Consider the following 16416-nt stretch of genomic DNA (forward strand, 5'->3'; position numbering starts at 1 on the left):
CCGGGAGTAATTGTCGACTCATTCACAAGTCGTCTTACCTCCTTGGATGTCACCAGGAACATTTATCGATAGGTCAGCGTGGCACCATGCCGACGGTTGGCGACTCTATGGCGTGTCACCGCTCCGCAGCAACACAATCCGCCGGACCCGGCCCGATGTGTCGGCAACCGAACACCTCTCTGTCAAGGGTGCGCAGGCATGCATCCACACGTTTCAGGGGTGTGCGAAACGGTTAAAGGGTTACGTTCGAGGCGAGTTGCCCGGACCCCCGGACATGGCCGGACGCACAGCCGGCCGGACCTTGTCGAACAAGGTCCGGCCGGGTGTGTGGCATTGACGGCACGCGTTGACGGCGGCGCCGCGGGGATCAGCCCAGGAGGGTGCTCAGCTCGACGTGCTCGAGGCCGTGCGCCTCGGCGACCTCCTTGTAAACCACCTTGCCGTCATGGGTGTTGAGGCCCAGACCGAGCGCGGCGTCGCGGCGCAGCGCCTCGACCCAGCCGTTGTTCGCCAGCGACACGATGTAGGGCAGCGTGGCGTTGGTGAGGGCGTAGGTGGAGGTGTTCGGGACCGCGCCCGGCATGTTGGCGACGCAGTAGAAGACCGAGTTGTGGACCTGGAAGGTCGGCTCGGCGTGGGTGGTCGCGTGGGAGTCCTCGAAGCAGCCGCCCTGGTCGATCGCAATGTCGACAAGGACACTTCCGGGCTTCATCTTGGCGACGAGCTCGTTGGTGACCAGCTTCGGGGCCTTGGCACCCGGGATGAGGACGGCGCCGATGACGAGGTCGGCCTCGACGACGGCCTTCTCCAGCTCGAAGGCGTTGGAGACGATCGTCTTCACCTTGGTGCCGAAGATCTTGTCGGCCTCGCGGAGCTTATTGATGTCACGGTCGAGCAGGGTCACGTGGAAGCCCATGCCGACGGCGATCTGGGTGGCGTTCCAGCCGGAGACACCGCCGCCGATGACGACGCACTCGCCGGCGTGGGTGCCGGGGACGCCGCCGGGGAGGACGCCACGGCCGCCGACCGAGCGCATCAGGTGGTACGCGCCGACCTGCGGGGCCAGGCGGCCCGCGACCTCGGACATCGGGGCGAGCAGCGGCAGGGCGCGGTTCGCGGTCTCGACGGTCTCGTAGGCGATGGCGGTGGTGCCGGACTCCAGCAGCGCGTCCGTGCACTCGCGGGAGGCGGCGAGGTGCAGGTAGGTGAAGAGGGTCTGGTCCTTGCGGAGGCGGTGGTACTCCTCCGCGATGGGCTCCTTGACCTTGAGCAGCAGGTCGGCGGTGGCCCAGACCTCGTCGGCGGTGACAAGGATCTCGGCGCCGGCGGCGACGTACTCCTCGTCCGTGATCGAGGAGCCGACACCGGCGTTCTGCTCGACGAAGACCTGGTGGCCGTGGCGGACGAGCTCGTGGACACCCGCAGGGGTGATGGCCACGCGGAACTCGTTGTTCTTGACCTCGCGGGGGATGCCGACCTTCATCGTCGATCACGGTCCTTGAATCTGGGGAGGGGACAACTGGGGTACTGCGATACATACCCGGATGCAATGCGGCGCACCGGGGCAGACCACGTTCGAACGCGGCGGACCCAGTCTAATGAAGGAGTTCCCGGTGTCTAGCCTTTCAAAGTACTAATCTTTCTCGAACCCACTGCGGATTTCGTAGGCTGGCGCTTCCGTTTCCAGCAAACGCTCGGCTGCGGCCCTGTGCAGCCTTGCGGCGGCCGGGTCGCCGAGCCTGTCGAGGGTGTCGGCGAGCCGCAGCTGGAGCGCCGCCTGGAGCCGGGCGTCCTGGGCCCGGCGGGCCCACTCCACCGCCTCCTCGCAGGTCCGCAGCGACTCCTCGGGACGCCCGGCGTACTCCTGGACCCGGGCCGCCTCGCTCAACGCCCGCGCGTAGCCCGGGAGATCGGCGAGCCGGCGGTAGCCGGCCGCGGCGGCCCGCCAGTTCCGCAGGGCCTCGCCGTACCGTCCCGCGTAGGTCTGCACGGCGCCGAGGCGGGCGTACAGCCGGGCCTGGTCGGCGCGCTCGTCGCGGGCGAGGCGCTGGGCGAGCGCCCGCCCGTACCAGTCGCCGGCCCGCTGCCAGTCTCCGAGCTCCTGATAGGAGCCACCTACGGATTCCATTGCGCGACCGGTCGCGTACGGATCATTTGCTGCCCTTCCGGCCTCCAATGCCAACCGATATCGCAGCAGAGCCTCCTTCGTACGCCCGGTCCGTGCGTCGAGGTCGGCCAGGTTCAGCAGGGCGGCGGCCCGCTCGCGGTGCAGTCCGCGCCGCTCGGCCACGTCCAGGACCAGCTGGTGGAGGCCGTACAGCTCGGGCGCGGCGGCCTCGGCGCCCCGGTGCGCGGCGAGCGCCCTGACCAGGGAGGCGATCAGGCGGCGGGCCAGGGTGTCGAGCTCCCCGTCGGCGACGGCGAGGCGGGCGGAGGCGAGCAGGACGGGCTGCCGGGAGCGCAGCCAGTCGGCACCGGCGGTCCGGGTCGGGAAGCGCAGGGCGCGCGGCAGACCGGCGAGTTTCCGGCGGGCGGGCGAGTCCTCGGGTTCGGTGACCGCACGGCAGGACTGGAGGAGCCGTACGGTCCGCTCCAGCATCCGGGCCCGGGCGAGCTGCACCTCGGCGGGCCGGTCGCGCTCCTCCAGCTGAGCGCGGAGGAGGGGGACGAGATGGGCGGGAACCTCGTACTGCCCGTCGTCTCCGCCGGCGACGAGCCCCAGGGCGGCGAAGTCGGCGAGGGTGGTGGCCGCCGCGGAGACCGAGCAGCCGGCCAGGGCCGAGGCGGTGTGGGCGTCACCCCGGCCGAGGGGGGCCAGGGAGAGGAATCGCAGTATCCGGGCCGCGGTCGCGGGCAGCGCCTCGTGGGCGAGCAGGAAGGTCCGGGTGAGCGGGTCGCCGCTCAGCCCGCGCAACTGCTTCGCGAGGTCGGCGACGGAGGCCTTGGGGCGGGCGGCGAGCCAGCCCCCGGCGAGGACGACCGCGGCGGGCATCCCCCCGCACGTCTCGACGAGCGTCTCGGCGGCCTGCGGGTCGACGGTGATGCGGACGGAGCCGGTGAAGGCGGTGAGCAGCTCGATGGCCGACTTGGGGTCGAGTCCGCCGAGGGTGCAGGGCCGTACGTCGGGGATGCCGGTGAGCGGCCCCCGGGAGACCCCGACGACGAGGCTGTCGGGGTTGTCGGGGATCAGCGGGTCGGCCTGCTCGGCGTCGACGGCGTCGTCGAGGATCAGGACGGCCCGGCGCTCGGCGAGGGCGTGGCGGACCAGTTCGGTCAGCTCGTCCTCTGCGGCGCCCGGCGGCTCGGCCACGCCGAGCGCGGCCAGGAGTTCCTGGGCGACGCGGGCGGTGGGGACGGGGTCGCCGCCGGGCTCGGTCAGCCGGGCGCGGAAGACCCCGTCGGGGTAGCGGTCGGCGAGCCCGGCGACCAGCTCGTCGGCGAGGGCGGTACGGCCGGAGCCTGGCTTGCCGGCGATGAGCAGGACGCGCGCGCGGGGTGCCTTGCGGCCCGTGAGGGTGTCGAGGCCGGTCCGCTCGATGTCGGCGCGCAGGGCCTTCAACTCCCGCTGCCGGCCGAAGAACCGCCGGCTCACGGCCGCCGCCACCGCCTGATCCGTCACGGGCCATGCTCCCGTCCACCTGCGCACCTGCCGATCCCGCGGGGGGCTCCGCACGGGCGATTCCGAGCGTAGTTCAGGGCGCGGCACGGACCTGGCGGAGCGCGGCGGGCACATCCCCCGATCGGATCAGCAGATCTTCAGACCGCCCGCCTTCCCCGTCGTGGGCAATCGTCACGCCGGGACGGCACGACCGCCCACACGGGGAGGGCGAGGGCTACGCCTCGAACGGACGGGCCGGCCAGGGCGCGTCCGCCGGGCGCAGCGCCTCGACGCCCTCGCCCGCCCGCGCGGCGGCCAGCGACAGGACGCCCACGACCAGGCAGTTGTTGTGCAGCTCACCCGCGAGGACCCCGCGTACGAGCTCCGCGAGCGGCACCCGCGCCAGCTCCATGTCGGCCTCCTCCTCGGAGACCTCGAAGCGCTCGCCCTCCGCCTCCGCGAGGTCCCGGGCGAGGAAGATCCGTACGGCCTCGTCGCAGCCGCCCGGGGTCGTGTAGACGTCGGTCAGGACCCGCCAGTCCTCCGCCTTGACGTGGGCCTCCTCGTACAGCTCGCGCTGGGCGGCGTGCAGCGGGTTCTCGCCGGGCACGTCGAGCAGCCCCGCCGGGATCTCCCAGAGCTTCTGCCGCACCGGGTGCCGGTACTGCTTGAGCAGCAGGACCCGGTCCTGCTCGTCGACGGCCAGGACGGCCACCGAGCCCGGGTGGACCTGGTAGTCGCGGCGCGCGACCGTGCCGTCCGGCATGACCACGTCGTCCGTGCGGACACTGGTCTTGTTTCCCTGGAACGGGGTCGTCGTCGCGACGACCCGCCACTCCTCCGGGGTGTCCTGCAACTCCATCTGGTCCTCCCACCTACGAACACACACGAACCACATACGAAAGCCGGGGTACGCGTCCGTGAGGACCCGTACCCCGGCAACGTTAACGCCCGGCTGCTACTTGGCCGGCTTGCCCGTCTTGCGCTCGACGGCCGCCTTGACCAGGCCCGCGAAGAGCGGGTGCGGGCGGGTCGGGCGGGAGCGGAGCTCCGGGTGCGCCTGGGTGGCGACCAGGTAGGGGTGGATCTCGCGCGGGTACTCGACGTACTCGACGAGCTTGTTGTCCGGGGAGGTGCCGGAGAAGACCAGGCCGGCCTTCTTCTCCAGCTCCGCGCGGTAGGCGTTGTTCACCTCGTAGCGGTGACGGTGGCGCTCGTCCACGTACGGCTGGTCGTCGTAGACCTCGCGGACGATCGAGCCCTCGGCGAGCTTCGCCGGGTACAGGCCCAGGCGCATCGTTCCGCCAAGGTCGCCGGCGCCCTCGACGTACGCGAGCTGCTCCTCCATCGTGGAGACGACGGGGTGCGCGGTGGCCGGGTCGAACTCGGTGGAGTTGGCGTCCGGGATGTCCGCCAGGTTCCGCGCGGCCTCGATGACGATGCACTGCAGGCCGAGGCAGATGCCGAGCAGCGGCACCTTGTTCTCACGGGCGTACTGGATCGCGCCGATCTTGCCGTTCACGCCGCGGTCGCCGAAGCCGCCGGGGACGAGGATCGCGTCGACGTCGCCGAGCTGCTTCTTCGCGCCTGCCGGGGTCTTGCAGTCGTCGGAGGTGACCCACTTGACCTTGACCCGGGCCTTGTTGGCGAAGCCGCCGGCCCGCATGGCCTCGGTGATCGAGAGGTAGGCGTCGGGCAGGTCGATGTACTTGCCGACGAGCGCGACGGTGACCTCGTGGTCGGGGTTGTGGACGCGGTCCAGCAGGTCGTCCCAGGTGGACCAGTCCACGTCGCGGAAGGGCAGGTCGAGCTTGCGGACGACGTACGCGTCCAGGCCCTCGGTGTGCAGGACCTTCGGGATGTCGTAGATCGACTTGGCGTCGATCGCGGCGACGACCGCGGCCTCGTCGACGTCGCACATCAGCGAGATCTTGCGCTTGATGGCGGTCGGGACCTCGCGGTCGGCGCGCAGGACGATCGCGTCCGGCTGGATGCCGATGTTGCGCAGGGCGGCGACCGAGTGCTGGGTCGGCTTGGTCTTCAGCTCGCCGGAGGGGCCGATGTAGGGCAGCAGCGAGATGTGCACGACGAAGACGTTGTCGCGGCCGACCTCGTGGCGGACCTGACGGACGGTCTCCAGGAAGGGCAGGGACTCGATGTCGCCGACGGTGCCGCCGACCTCGGTGATGACGACGTCCACGTCGTCCGTCGCCATGCGGCGGATCCGGGACTTGATCTCGTTGGTGATGTGCGGGATGACCTGCACGGTGTCGCCGAGGTACTCGCCGCGCCGCTCCTTGGCGATGACCTGCGAGTAGACCTGGCCGGTGGTGACGTTGGCCGATCCGTCGAGGTCGACGTCGAGGAAGCGCTCGTAGTGGCCGATGTCCAGGTCGGTCTCGGCGCCGTCGTTGGTGACGAACACCTCGCCGTGCTGGAAGGGGTTCATCGTGCCCGGGTCGACGTTCAGGTACGGGTCGAGCTTCTGCATCGTGACCCGCAGGCCGCGGGCCTTGAGGAGCGCACCCAGGCTGGAGGCGGTCAGGCCCTTGCCGAGGGAGGAGGCGACACCCCCGGTGACGAAGATGTGCTTGGTCGTCGTGGTGTTGGGCGGCATCGCCAAGAGGGGGCTCCCGTGGTCGCGTTCTGGAGGTGCGTACCGGCGTCCCCTCCGGAAGAATCGGGGGGTGCCGTCGCTGCGGTTTCGGGGTCCTCGGCTCTCGCCGTTTCCCACCGGTCCACGGGGTACCAGGGTATCAGCGACATCGGGAGACCGCTTCCGGCCACACGCGGCAGTCGGGTGTACACGGACGGCTACGGGAGGGCGGGGCGGGACCCCTCGGGTGTGGTGATCGAGGGTGACAAAGGGGGTGCGGACGGGGTGAGGACGGGGTGATCGAGAGTGCTGGACGGGGCGATCGAGGGATGACCGAGGGATGATCGAGGGGTGACCGGCGAGGCGACTGACAGGGTGACCGGCAGGGTAATCTTCGGGCTCGAAGGCGTGTTCACCCGATCGGAGCAGCTCCGTTACCTGCGTGATCACCGGGTCACTAGGGTGCGACGTATCCTGCTCGGACATTGCCCGCCGAGCAGGCCGGCCCGCGGCGCCACCCCGCCCTCCCCCTGGACCGGACTCCCGGGTGGGACCCCCACCCGGACCGACAGCTCGTCGACGATCCCCTGACCGCTGACACACGCAGACCCGGCTGACACCCAGCCGGCGCATCTGAGCAAGCGCCCTGCGGGGCGGACGTGGCCGTTCGACTGGAGTGAAGCACGTGGCCGGGCGCATCGAGGATTACGCACTCATCGGAGACATGCAGACCGCCGCCCTGGTCTGCCGGGACGGCAGCGTGGACTGGCTGTGTCTCCCCCGCTTCGACTCCCACGCGGTCTTCGCGGGGCTGCTCGGCACCGAGGAACACGGGTTCTGGCGGGTCGGTCCCGCCGCGGCCGAGGACGCCGAACCGCTCCCGGCGGACCGGCGCCGCTACGTGGGCGACTCGCTGATCCTGGAGTCCGAGTGGGACACCACCCGCGGCACGGTCCGGGTGACCGACTTCATGCCCCCGCGCGACGGCGCCCCCCAGATCATCCGGATCGTGGAGGGCGTCACCGGCCGGGTCACGATGCGCTCCGCGCTGCGCATGCGTTTCAGCTACGGCCGGATCGTGCCCTGGGTCCACAAGGTCGGCGAGCGCACGGTCGCCGTCGCCGGGCCCGACTCGGTGTGGCTGGACACGGACGCGGAGACGCACGGCGAGGACCTCACCACGTACTCCGAGTTCACCGTCTCCCCCGGTGACCGGATCACCTTCACGCTCTCCTGGCAGCCCTCCCACAAGGAGCCGCCCGCGCTGCCCGACCCGGCGGGCTCGCTGGAGGCGACCGCCGACTTCTGGCGCGAGTGGGTCGAGCACTGCACGTACCACGGCCCCTACCGGGAGGCGGTGGTCCGCTCGCTGATCACGCTGAAGGCGCTGACGTACGCGCCGACCGGCGGGATCGTGGCCGCGCCGACCACCTCGCTCCCCGAGGAGATCGGCGGCGTCCGCAACTGGGACTACCGCTACACCTGGCTGCGGGACGCGGCGATCACCCTCTCCTCGATGCTGCGCACCGGCTACCGCGAGGAGGCCCGCGCCTGGCGGGACTGGCTGCTCCGCGCGGTCGCGGGCGACCCGGAGAACCTCCAGATCATGTACGGCATCGCGGGCGAGCGGGAGCTCGGCGAGGCGGAGCTCGACTGGCTCCCGGGGTACGAGAACTCCGGCCCGGTCCGGGTCGGCAACGGCGCCGCCAACCAGCTCCAGCTGGACGTCTACGGCGAGGTCACCGAGGCGCTGCACCTCGCGCACATGACGGGGCTCTCCCGCAACGACTACGCCTCGCTGCTCCAGCTGAAGCTGATCAGGTACCTGGAGACGCACTGGGACCAGCCCGACGAGGGCATCTGGGAGGTCCGCGGCCCGCGCCGCCACTTCACCCACTCCAAGGTGATGGCCTGGGTGGCCGTCGACCGCACGATCAAGCTCATCGAGTCCGGGGACGCCGACGGCCCGCTGGAGCGCTGGCGCGAGCTGCGCGACGAGATCCACCGGGACGTCTGCGAGAAGGGCTACGACAAGGAGCGGAACACGTTCACGCAGTCGTACGGCTCCAAGGAGCTGGACGCCTCCCTGCTGCTGATCCCGCAGATGGGCTTCCTGCCGCCGGACGACAAGCGGGTCATCGGCACGATCGAGGCGATCCAGCGGGAGCTGTCCACGGAGGACGGCTTCGTGCTGCGCTACCCGACGGCCGGCGAGGAGGCGGGGGTCGACGGCCTGGAGGGTGACGAGGGCGCGTTCCTCGCCTGCTCCTTCTGGCTGGCGGACGACCTGGCGATGATCGGCCGGGTGGACGAGGCCCGCACGCTCTTCGAGAAGCTGCTCTCGCTCCGCAACGACCTCGGACTGCTCGCCGAGGAGTGGGACCCGCGGCTCCAGCGCCAGGTGGGCAACTTCCCCCAGGCGTTCAGCCATGTCCCGCTGATCGACACCGCGCTGCGGCTGACCGCGAGCGGGGCGTACGGCGGCTGAGGCGGCCCCGCGCGGGGGACGGCACCCGGACCTACGATGAGAGGGTCCTGTCCCCCCGCACGAAAGGGGGGCTCCCATGGCTCCCCATGTCTCCGAAAGCGCCCTGGCCGGACTGGTCGAGGACCTGGCCGGTGAGGTGATCACCCCCGGCGGTCCGGGCTACGACGAGGCGCGCGCCCTGCACAACGGCATGATCGACCGGCGCCCGTCGGTGATCGCCCAGTGCGCCACTCAGGCCGACGTGTCCAACGCGGTCCTGTTCGGCCGCGAGGCCGACCTGCCGATCGCGGTGCGCGGCGGCGGGCACAGCGTCGCCGGGACCTCCATGATCGACGGCGCGCTGATCGTCGACCTCCGCCGGATGCACGGCGTGGTCGTGGACCCGGAGGACATGACGGTACGGGTCGAGGGCGGGGCGACCATGGCCCATCTGGACCACGCCTGCCAGCCGTTCCACGTGGCGACCACCGGCGGACGGGTGTCCACCACCGGCGTCGGAGGCTTCACGCTGGGCGGCGGTTCGGGCTGGCTGGAGCGGAAGTTCGGGCTGGCCAGCGACAACCTGCTCGCCGCCGACCTGGTCACCGCCGAGGGCAAGCACGTCCACACGGACGCCGAGGAGAATCCGGAGCTGTTCTGGGCGCTGCACGGCGGCGGCGGCAACTTCGGGGTGGCGACCTCGCTGACGATGCGGCTGCACCCGCTGCCCCGGATGAGCGTCGCGATGCTGTTCTTCCTGCCCGACAACGCGCCCGAGGTGGTGCGCACCTTCCGCGATCTCGGCGCCCGCGCGCCGGACGAGATGGGCGGCGGCACCATCTACCTGCCCGCGCCCCCGGAGCCGTTCATCCCCGAGGAACTGGTCGGCAAGCTGGTGTGCGCGACGCTGTTCACGTACACCGGCCCGGTCGCCGAACTCCGCGAGTTCGCGGCGCCGCTGTTCGCGCTGAAGCCCGCCGTCGAGATCGTCACGGACATCCCGTACGTGGACCTGCAGTCGATGCTCGACGACCCGCCGGGGCTGCGGAACTACTGGTCGGCCGAGTACCTGCGGGACTTCCCCGACGAGGCCGTGGACGTCTTCTGCGACCGAGGCGCCCGGATCCCGGCGTCGACCGCCACCCAGCACGTGCTGTTCCTGATGGGCGGGGCCGTGGCCGCCGGGCCCTCCCAGTACCCGCAGCCGTGGCGCACCGCCCCCTGGGCGGTACACCCGTTCGCGACCTGGGAGGACCCCGCGTACGACGAGCAGGCGAAGCAGTGGGTCCACGACGTACGGGTCGACGCGCGGCCCTGGGCCATCGACGCGACGTATCTGAACTTCGTCGGCGCCGAGGGCGAGCAGCGGATCGTCTCCTCCTTCGGCGAGCGGAACTACCGCCGGCTCGCCGCCGTGAAGGCGGAGTACGACCCCGACAACGTGTTCCGCTTCAACCAGAACATCGCCCCGGCCGGCTGAGCCGGCTCACCGCAGTACGGCGATCACCTCCTTCGCCGCCCGCTCGCCCTCGGTCGCCCCGCCCTCCATGAAGCCCTGGAAGTCGTACGAACAGTGCTCGCCGCCGATGTGCACGTTGCCCTGGGCCCGGCCCTCGTACCCCGCGTACCGGTGGAGGTAGCCGACGGGCCAGCAGGAGTACGCGCCGAGCGCGTACGGGTTCTTGTGCCAGGCGGAGAGCTGGGCGCGGCCCGTGTACGCCCTGGAGGTGCCGGGGAAGAAGGCGTCGATGCCCGCCAGGTAGCGGGTCACGAGGCTCCGCACGTACGGGTCGGACTCGGTGGAGAACGGCCCGGCCGGGTTCAGGTTCCTGGCCAGGCTGCCGCCGCCGTACTGGATGAGGATGCCGCCGGTGCCGCCCTGGACCTTGGTGGTGTCCCAGGTCTGCTGGACCTCGGAGTCGGTGAAGCAGTCTCCGGCGGAGACCCCGGGCCAGGGGCCGGTGCCGCGCCATGGACGGGTGCCGAACTGCATGTTGAGCTTGGTGCAGTGACCCATGCGGGCGTCCCTGAGCAGGTTCCGCATGAGCGGGTCGAAGCCGGCCAGGGACAGGTCGAGCTGCTTGAGGACCGGCAGCGGGAGACAGAGGACCGTGTGGTCGGCGGTGACGGTACGGACGGCGCCGGCCTCGGTGAAGGTCAGCGTCTGGGTGCCGTCGGCGTTGGCCCGTACGGCGGTCAGGGACCAGCCCCGGCGCAGGGTGCCGGGGGCGAGCGCCCCGGCGATGGCGTTCGGGAGCCGGTCGTTGCCGCCGACGATGTGGTACCGCTCGTTGGACAGGCCCCAGATGTTGAAGTTGCCCGGATTGGTCTGGTAGCCCATGAGCAGGACGAGGGCGAGTGAGGACTGTTCGGTGGTGTCGGCGCCGTACTCGACGTTGTAGGCGACGTCGATGAACTTGCCGAGCGGCGAGGAGTGGCCGCCGGGGACCCGGGTCTCGATCCACTCGTACACGGACATGGTGTCGAGGGCGGTGCCGGTGGGCGTGGTCTGGTTCCAGAAGACCTCGCCCGCCTCGGAGAGGTCGCGGCGCAGCGCCTGGTAGACCGCGTTGAAGTCCTCGTCGGCCTGGTGGCGCGGGTAGTAGGCGCCGTCGAACCAGAGGACCTCCTCGGCCCCGTTGGGTCCGCCGCCGAGGAAGTCCTCGACGTCGAGGTCGAAGCGGCGGCAGAGCTCCAGGATCTTCTTGTGACTGGTGTCGATCAGCTCGCCGCCGATCTCGGAGGTCTGTCCGTACGCCCAGTGGGTTCGCTGGGTCCACATGCGGCCGCCGACCCGGGACGGGTCGGCCTCGTAGAGGACGGGGCTCAGGCCGGCGTCCTGGAGGGTGAGGGCGGCGGTGAGGCCGGATATCCCGGCCCCGACGACGGCGATCCGGGCGGTGCTCTGGACCGGCGGGTCCAGGGGGGCGGCGGCGTGGGCGGGTGCGGCCCCGCCCAGACCGACGGCCCCGCCGGCGCCGACGGCGACACCGGCGGCGGCCGCGTACTTGAGCAGGGACCGGCGCCCGAGGGCGTCCGCTCTCATGCCGCGGAGCTCGTCGACGGGGATGTCGAGCCGCCGGGCGTCGGCGTGCTCGGCGGCGAGGCGGTTCAGGAGGTGCATCGGGTTGGTGCGTGCCATGGGGCGCTCCTGGGAGGAAGAGGGGGGCCGGCCGGGGGATTCAGCCGGCGGATCCGGCTCGGGGTCCGGCCGGCGGAACCAGCCGGGGGACTCAGCTCTGGGGTACGGCGGCGGGGGCGGGCGCCGCGGCCTCGTCGACGGGCCGCTCGGTCGCGTCCTCCAGGACGATCCGGCCGATGATCTCGTAGCGCTCGGGCCGCTTGACCTTGAGGTAGAAACCGAGGCCGAGACCGCCGAAGAAGACCGCGCCGACGATCCAGGGGATCGCCTTGAAGAAGAGGGAGTCGGCGGCGAGACCGGCCGCGGTCTCCATGTTGATGACCAGCAGGACGACGACGGCGATCATGCCGATGCCGCCGAGGAGCGGCGCGGTGAGGGTCTTGAACCAGTGCCGGTCCTCGGGGTGGTTCGTGCGGAAGTAGCCGATGACGGCGAAGGAGCAGAGGGTCTGGACGATGAGGATCGCCATCGTGCCGAGGATCGCGAGCAGCGTGTAGAGGTGGATGTAGGGGTCCTGGCCGGTGAGCCAGAAGGCGACGACGAGGGCGACGGCGATCGCGCTCTGCACGTACGAGGCGATGTACGGCGAGCCGTGCCGCGCGTGGGTGCGGCCGAGCGCCGGGTGGAGGAAGCCCTCGCGGCCGATCGCGTACAGGTAGCGGGAGGCGCACTGGTGGAAGGCCATGCCGCAGGCGAAGGAGCCGGTGAGCAGGAGCCACTGGAAGGCGTCGACGGCCCAGGCGCCGATGAAGGACTGGGTCGGCGCGAAGAACAGGTCGAGCGGGCTGGAGGAGGCGGACAGCTTCACCGATCCGGCGAGGCCGTTGCCCGCGATCGTCATCCACGAGACGTAGATGTAGAAGATGCCGACGCCGATGACGGAGATCAGGGTGGCGCGCGGGATGACCCGCTTCGGGTCGCGCGACTCCTCCCCGTACATGGCCGTCGACTCGAAGCCGACCCAGGACCAGAAGGCGAAGAAGAGGCCGAGTCCCGCGGAGCTGCCGGTGAAGGCGTTCACGGGGTTGATGGGCTCGACGGGGATGCCGTCGGGCCCGCCGCCGGCGATCAGTACGGCGGTGGCGACCGCGAAGAGGACCGCGATCTCGGCGATGAGCATCACGCCGAGCGCCCTGGCGGTCAGGTTGATGTCGAAGTACGAGAGGACGGCCGTCACGGCCAGCATGACCGCCGCGTACAGGATCCACGGCAGGTCCGCGCCGAGCTGGTCGGCGACCGTCGTCTTGGCGAAGTACGCGAAGACGCCGACGATCGAGGCCTCGAAGACGATGTACGCGAGGACCGCGAGCATGCCGGAGGCCATGCCGGCGATCCGGCCGAGTCCGTGCGAGATGTAGCCGTAGAACGCGCCGGCGGCCGTGATCCGCTTGGCCATGGCGACGTAGCCGACCGAGAAGACGGTCAGGACGAGCGTCGCGAAGAGATATCCGGCGGGTGCGCCGGTGCCGTTGCCGAAGCCGACGGCGATGGGGAGATTGCCGGTCATCGCGGTGATCGGGGCCGCGGTGGCCACGGCCATGAAGACGACGCCGACCAGACCGACCGAGTTCGCCTTCAGCCGGTGGACCTCTGGGGTGGAGTTCTTTGCCATGGCGCGAGAGCATCCTCGCGTGTGATGCAGGCCACAATCGACATGCGGTCGCACAAATCCCGCCACGGGGCGACGACTTGTCGCCCTGGTGTACGAAGTGTCCGGTCCCGTAACCGTCGGGTGATGTCACCGGAACACGGACGCGGGTAGCGTCCGGCCCCATGGACAATCAGGGCGGGATCACCGTGCAGCGGGCGCTCGAACTCCCGGGTCTGCGCAGCGGGCTCCCGGAGGTCGTCGCCGGCGCGGACAAGCTGCACCGCACGGTGCGCTGGGTACACGCGGGCGAGGTGCCGAACATCGCGTCGCTGCTCAAGGGCGGCGAACTGCTCATGACCACGGGCCTCGGGCTCGGGACCCGGCCGGCCGAGCAGCGGGCCTTCGTCCGCCGGCTCGCGGACCGGGGCATCGCGGCGCTCGTGGTGGAGCTCGGCCCGCGCTTCGCCCGGCTGCCGGCGACGATAGTGGAGACCGCGCGGGCGGCGGGGCTGCCCCTGGTGCAGCTGCACCGCGAGGTCCCCTTCGTGGCCGTCACGGAGGAGATCCACACCGAGATCGTCAACGGCCACTACGCGCTCCTCCGCCAGGCCGAGGAGGTCCACCGGCAGTGCACGGAGGCCCTGCTCGGCGGCGGCGGCGTCCCTCAGGTCCTCCGCATCCTCTCCGACTTCGCCGCCAACCCGGTCTTCCTGGAGACCGCCGACGGCCAGCTCCTGTACGCGGCGGGCACCGAGTCCGGCCCCGCCGACCCGCTCCAGGTCTGGGACGGGCTGCGCGGTCAGCGGGCGGCCCGCGAATCCGGCCCGCCCACCGGCACGGTCCTCGTCGACGTGCCGGGCGGCGGTCCCGGTACCGGATCGGTCCGGGCCCGGCTGGTCCTCCTCGCGGTCTCCGGCGCCCTCTCCCCCGTCCACCGGATGGCGGCCGAGCGGGCGGCGGGCATCCTCGCGGTGGTCCTCATGCAGGCGCGCCAGGAGGAGGAGCTGGCGGCGCGCGGCCGGGGCGACTTCCTGACGGACCTGGCGGAGGGCCGGATCACGGCGGAGGCCGCGCCCGCCCAGGCCCGGGTGCTCGGCTTCAAGCCGGGCGACGGCCCGCTGCTGCCGGTGGTCATGCGGCTGGCCTCGGAGCTCTCCCCCTCGGGCAACTGGGCGCTCCTCGCCCGGGCGGTCCTCGAGGAGCTCTCCTCCGTCGGCGTCCCCGTCCTCCTGGGCGTCCGCCCGGTGGAGGGCAGGGTGCCCCTCCTCCTCGGCCTGCGCTCGGAGTCGGAACGCACGGCCGTCGCGGACCGGGTCGCGGCGGCGCTGCGCGCCGGCGTGGAGCGGGCCGGCCTGGAACGCGCGGGCGTCCACCCGCCGGTGGTCGTCGTGGGCGTCGCCGGAAGCTGGGCGGCGGCCTCCGCGGGCCTGCGGCACGCGGCGGAGACGGCGACGGCCGCGCAGGGCCTCTCGGAGCTCCCCTGGTACGACGCCCGCCGTCTCGACATCGACCTGCTCCTGTGGCGGCTGCGCGACCATCCGGACCTGGCGGCCTTCGTGGACCGTGCGATCGGCCCCCTCCGGGACCACGACCGCACCTCCCGCCCGCCGCTGCTCCCGACCCTGGAGACGTACCTGGCCCACGCGGGCCGCAAGGCGGAGACGGCCCGCGAGCTCCACCTCAACCGCCAGACGCTCTACAACCGGCTGGCCCGGATCTCCGAACTCCTGGGCACGGACCTGGACGACCCCCAGACGGTCCTGGCCCTCTCGCTCGCCCTGAGAGCGAGACGCCACACGACGTAGGGGGCGTCGTCCTGCAGATCGGGCCGGTGCGGGCGCGTCAGCGCCCCGCCAGCTCGTCGTACACGCTCAGCACGTGCGCGACGGTCTCGTCCTCCGTCGGCCACGTCCCGGCCTGCACCCGTCCGGCCGCCGCCAGGTCCATCCGCCGCTCCGCGTCCTCGAGGAGCCCCCGCACGGCCCCCGCGAGGGCGCCCGCGTCCCCGTACGGCACCAGCTCCGCCGCGTCCCCGACCAGTTCCGGCACCCCGCCGACCGCCGTCGCGACCAGCGGCACGCCGAGCCGCAGGGCCTCCTGCGCGAGCAGGGAGCGGGCCTCGCGCCGCGACGGGAGGACGGCCACGTCCGCCGCCGCGAGCAGCTCCGCGACGTCGTCGCGCCGCCCGATCAGCCGCACGGCGAGTCCTTCCGCCGTGATCCGCCGCTGCAGCGCGGCCCGTTCGCGCCCTTCTCCGGCGATGACGAGCAGTGGCTGCGGGTCCAGCTCGCGCCACTCCCGTGCCGCGTCGAGCAGCGTCCCGTACCCCCGCCCCCGTTCGAGGGCGCCGACGGCCATCAGCAACGGCCTGTCGACCGCGCCGAGTTCGGCGCGGGCCTTGCCGTCGTGGAGGCAGACGGGCCCCCGCGCGGCCGGCACGGTGACGGGCGCGAGCCGGGCGTCCCTGGCCCCGCGCAGCCGGGCCCGGTCGACGAGTTCGGAGGAGGTGGCGAGGACGACGGACGAGGCCCGTACGGTCGTTCGCTCCAGGAGCCGCTGCACCCCGCCCCGAGCCCCGTCCAGATGGTGGCGGCTGTGCCAGGTCGTCACAAGGGGCGTCCGCCCGCCGTCGACCGGCGCGAACGGACTCCGAGCCCCACCGGCCGACGCGAGCGGGCCCCGCCCACCGCCGGCCGGTGCGAGCGGGCACCGGGACCCGGCGGACAGCGCCAGCGCGGCCCGCACGGAGGCCTGCAGCCCGTGCGCGTGGACCACGTCCGCGCCGATGCAGGCGTTGCGGAGCGCGGTGACGGTCGCGGGGTCCCCGAGTCGCGGCAGGGGCACGAAGTGCGCGCCGGCGCCGAGGTAGTCGTAGAGACGGTCGAGTTCTGCCGGGGCGCACACGGTCACCCGCACGCCCCTCGCCACCAGCCCCGAGGCGAGTGATCTGACGTGAGCGCTGCTGCCCGCGCTGCCGCCGCCCAGCACTTGGACCGTACGGAGCTGTGTCACGCGCCCAAGG

General features: G+C 71.9%; 10 protein-coding genes. 3 read left to right on the top strand and 7 right to left on the bottom strand.

The features are described 5' to 3' along the window. Positions 1–367: 367 nt before the first annotated feature. The 4 genes from ald to OG361_RS09190 all read right to left on the bottom strand — a co-directional run bounded on the left by ald (position 368) and on the right by OG361_RS09190 (position 6215). Positions 368–1483 (bottom strand): alanine dehydrogenase, encoded by a 1116-nt coding sequence (gene ald / locus OG361_RS09175; protein ID WP_384576657.1) that lies wholly within the window; start codon positions 1481–1483, stop codon positions 368–370. A 150-nt stretch (positions 1484–1633) separates the two neighbouring features. After that, complete coding sequence (locus tag OG361_RS09180; RefSeq protein WP_405852848.1) at positions 1634–3619, bottom strand: AAA family ATPase; 1986 nt, start codon at positions 3617–3619, stop codon at positions 1634–1636. A gap of 214 nt (positions 3620–3833) precedes the next feature. Then, on the bottom strand, positions 3834–4460 hold the full coding sequence (locus tag OG361_RS09185) for an NUDIX domain-containing protein (RefSeq protein ID WP_405852850.1): 627 nt from the start codon (positions 4458–4460) through the stop codon (positions 3834–3836). 96 nt (positions 4461–4556) lie between these two features. Next, positions 4557–6215 carry a CTP synthase gene (locus OG361_RS09190; RefSeq protein ID WP_405862159.1) on the bottom strand — a complete coding sequence of 553 codons (1659 nt, stop codon included), beginning with the start codon at positions 6213–6215 and terminating at the stop codon, positions 4557–4559. Between the two features lie 664 nt (positions 6216–6879). On the opposite strand from OG361_RS09190, the gene OG361_RS09195 reads away from it, so the two are divergent. Both OG361_RS09195 and OG361_RS09200 read left to right on the top strand, forming a co-directional pair. Further along, positions 6880–8682: a glycoside hydrolase family 15 protein gene (locus OG361_RS09195; RefSeq protein WP_405852851.1), complete on the top strand. Its 1803-nt coding sequence runs from the start codon at positions 6880–6882 to the stop codon at positions 8680–8682. A 76-nt stretch (positions 8683–8758) separates the two neighbouring features. After that, positions 8759–10141 (top strand): FAD-binding oxidoreductase, encoded by a 1383-nt coding sequence (locus OG361_RS09200; RefSeq protein ID WP_405852852.1) that lies wholly within the window; start codon positions 8759–8761, stop codon positions 10139–10141. Between the two features lie 6 nt (positions 10142–10147). Here the strand turns inward: OG361_RS09200 and OG361_RS09205 are convergent, their stop codons facing one another. Beyond that, the gene (locus tag OG361_RS09205) at positions 10148–11803 is read right to left on the bottom strand and encodes a flavin monoamine oxidase family protein (RefSeq protein WP_405852853.1); all 1656 of its coding nucleotides are present in this window, start codon (positions 11801–11803) and stop codon (positions 10148–10150) included. Positions 11804–11894: 91 nt separating this feature from the next. Then, positions 11895–13415 (bottom strand): APC family permease, encoded by a 1521-nt coding sequence (locus tag OG361_RS09210; protein WP_405852854.1) that lies wholly within the window; start codon positions 13413–13415, stop codon positions 11895–11897. A 161-nt stretch (positions 13416–13576) separates the two neighbouring features. Between OG361_RS09210 and OG361_RS09215 the strand changes: the two genes are divergently transcribed. Next, positions 13577–15199, top strand: coding sequence for a PucR family transcriptional regulator (locus tag OG361_RS09215; RefSeq protein ID WP_384576637.1), 1623 nt, complete (start codon positions 13577–13579; stop codon positions 15197–15199). Positions 15200–15236: 37 nt separating this feature from the next. Here OG361_RS09215 and OG361_RS09220 read toward each other — a convergent pair whose 3' ends face one another. Continuing rightward, on the bottom strand, positions 15237–16406 hold the full coding sequence (locus tag OG361_RS09220; RefSeq protein WP_405852855.1) for a glycosyltransferase family 4 protein: 1170 nt from the start codon (positions 16404–16406) through the stop codon (positions 15237–15239). Positions 16407–16416 lie beyond the last annotated feature (10 nt).

The organism is Streptomyces sp. NBC_00090, assembly GCF_045160815.1.
Taxonomy (GTDB): Bacteria; Actinomycetota; Actinomycetes; order Streptomycetales; family Streptomycetaceae; genus Streptomyces.

Bases quoted from the DNA above. Each gene is read 5' to 3' on its own strand.
- ald (WP_384576657.1), bottom strand. From the start codon at position 1,483: ATGAAGGTCGGCATCCCCCGCGAGGTCAAGAACAACGAGTTCCGCGTG.
- OG361_RS09185 (WP_405852850.1), bottom strand. From the start codon at position 4,460: ATGGAGTTGCAGGACACCCCGGAGGAGTGGCGGGTCGTCGCGACGACG.
- OG361_RS09190 (WP_405862159.1), bottom strand. From the start codon at position 6,215: ATGCCGCCCAACACCACGACGACCAAGCACATCTTCGTCACCGGGGGT.
- OG361_RS09200 (WP_405852852.1), top strand. From the start codon at position 8,759: ATGGCTCCCCATGTCTCCGAAAGCGCCCTGGCCGGACTGGTCGAGGAC.
- OG361_RS09205 (WP_405852853.1), bottom strand. From the start codon at position 11,803: ATGGCACGCACCAACCCGATGCACCTCCTGAACCGCCTCGCCGCCGAG.
- OG361_RS09210 (WP_405852854.1), bottom strand. From the start codon at position 13,415: ATGGCAAAGAACTCCACCCCAGAGGTCCACCGGCTGAAGGCGAACTCG.
- OG361_RS09215 (WP_384576637.1), top strand. From the start codon at position 13,577: ATGGACAATCAGGGCGGGATCACCGTGCAGCGGGCGCTCGAACTCCCG.